Source organism: Actinomycetota bacterium (assembly GCA_036280995.1).
In the GTDB taxonomy this organism is placed as follows: domain Bacteria; phylum Actinomycetota; class CALGFH01; order CALGFH01; family CALGFH01; genus CALGFH01.
Genome location: DASUPQ010000271.1, coordinates 1 through 2,126, shown reverse-complemented (window position 1 = coordinate 2,126; position 2,126 = coordinate 1). Strand labels below are relative to the sequence as shown.

The 2,126-nt window shown below is 69.9% G+C and carries 4 protein-coding genes; all 4 read left to right on the top strand.

Annotated features, from left to right (window positions below; genetic code table 11):
• On the top strand, window positions 1-206 hold a 206-nt coding region (locus VF468_09030), incomplete at its 5' end, for a DJ-1/PfpI family protein (protein HEX5878449.1).
• A gap of 107 nt (window positions 207-313) precedes the next feature.
• Window positions 314-1,018, top strand: coding sequence for a DJ-1/PfpI family protein (locus VF468_09025; GenBank protein HEX5878448.1), 705 nt, complete (start codon window positions 314-316; stop codon window positions 1,016-1,018).
• Window positions 1,019-1,174: 156 nt separating this feature from the next.
• Window positions 1,175-1,654, top strand: coding sequence for a hypothetical protein (locus tag VF468_09020; protein ID HEX5878447.1), 480 nt, complete (start codon window positions 1,175-1,177; stop codon window positions 1,652-1,654).
• Window positions 1,655-1,755: 101 nt separating this feature from the next.
• On the top strand, window positions 1,756-2,126 hold a 371-nt coding region (locus VF468_09015; protein HEX5878446.1), incomplete at its 3' end, for a hypothetical protein.

Genomic DNA, 2,126 nt, shown 5'->3' with positions numbered 1-2,126 from the left:
AGGTCATCACTGCCGGCGGCGTCTCGGCCGGGATCGACATGGCCTTGACCCTGGCCGCCCGCGAGGCGGGCGAGGACGAGGCCCGGGCGCTGCAGCTCGTCATTGAGTACGACCCCCAGCCTCCGTATGACTCGGGATCGCTGGAGAAGGCCGAACCGGAGACCAGGCAGCGCGCAACCGAAGTGCTCACACGAGGCGTGGCGTAAGCCGCCCTGTCGGCCATGGCCGGTGTCATCCGACAGCGGTCGACCTGAACAGGGCTTCCACCCATCACCGACGCCGCTCTCTATCCGACCCGGGACCGGAAGGGCAGATGATGGCAACTCAGGAGCAGAAGACGGTGGCGTTCGTGCTCTATCCAGGGCTAACGCTGCTGGATCTGGTCGGTCCGCTGCAGGTCTTTGCCAGCCTGCGGCAGTTCAACGACCAGTACCGGCCGGTGGTGGTGGCCGAGCGGCTCGAGCCCATGGCCACCGACGGCCCGCTCACCGTCACCGCCGACCGCACCTTCGGCGACGTCCCCGACCCGGAGGTCGTGATCGTCCCCGGCGGCGGTGCGCCCACGATCAAGGCCATGGGCGACCAGGTGGTCGGCGACTACCTGCGCCAGGCCGCCGGCACCGCCCAGGTGGTCGGGTCGGTCTGCACCGGGGCGCTGGTCCTGGCCGCGGCCGGGCTGCTGGAGGGCCGCCAGGCCACCACCCACTGGGCCTATCACCGGCTGCTGGAACGCCTGGGCGCCACCTACCTCCCCGAGCGGTGGGTGGAGGACGGCACGTTCATCACCTCGGCCGGGGTGTCGGCCGGCATCGACATGGCCCTGGCCCTGGTCGCCCGCCTCACCGACGAGCCGACCGCCCGGATGGTCCAGCTGGCCATCGAGTACGACCCCCACCCACCGTTCGGAGGCATCGACTGGGACCAGGTGGACCGGGACATCTACGAGCCGATGCTCGGCCCCATGGTCCAACAGCAGCTGGCCGACCGGCCCGAGCTCCTGGCCAAGCTCAGCGGCTGAGCCGACACGCGACAACAGGGATGGCCTTCGGCCCGTCCGGGTCAAGTGGCACGAGGCAGCCGGGCCAATGGGCCCTATGCCGAACACGGCCGGTCCGGTACATCACCAGCGGGCGGTGGCGCAAAGCACACGCCACCAGAGGGAAAGGAGGCTGCCATGGACCGGATTGCAGCTCCGAGGCCTGGCCTACGCAGCCAAATCTGGCAGTTCGCCCGCCACTTCCTGGAGATGTGTGTGGCGATGTGCGTCGGCGGCGGGATCCTGAACGGGCTGGTCTTCGTGGCTGGCCCGGCGCTGCTCGGCTATCCGGACCTGCGCCAGCAGTCACCCGAGTTGGCGTTGCTGGTGATTGCCTTCGACTTTACGCTGCCGATGACGCTGTGGATGCGGTTCCGGGGGATGGCGTGGCGTCCCACCTTGGAGATGTCGGGGGCAACCATCGGGCTGGCGATCGTGATGCTCGGACTGGATTGGCTCGACGTTGTCCGGACGGGCACGCTCCGCGGGCTGGTGTTCGGCTTCTGTGGCCCAGCCTGCGTGGTCATGCTGGTCGTCATGCTGTTCCGCCTGGAGCTGTATACCGGACGGACCGGCCACCACCCGGGGCATGTGAGGCACACCGTGCCCGCGGCCTGAGTTGGTGCAGCCAGGCCAGGCTGGTGGTCTGGGGCCTTGGCCCTCCTCTGGCGCTGGGCTTCCCGATCTCCCCGAGCAGGCATGATCATGGCCAGGGTGACGTGGAGGGTGTCGACCTGAAGGGCAGCGCCATGACCAATGGAAGTCCCAACGCCGTCCGGAGTCTCGTTGTCCTGCGCCGCCTCGCCCGGCGTCTGCGCGGCATCGGCCTGTCCGCAGCCTGGCTGGCGGGGGTCGGGACCGCCGGGGCGCTTGTGGCGATGCGGGAGGCCTACCCGCGGGCGCCGCCAGCCGGCCCGGCCCAGGGCTGGCCGCCAGCAAGGCCAGTCCCGGAGGGTCGGCTGGCTGTCGCGGTGGTGCTGGGGGCCAGCGGTTCGGTCATCACCGATGCGCTCGGGCCCTACGAGGTCTTCGCCCGCTCACCAGCCTTCTTCGTCTACACAGTCTCCGCCAGCCGCCCGACCGCGATGCT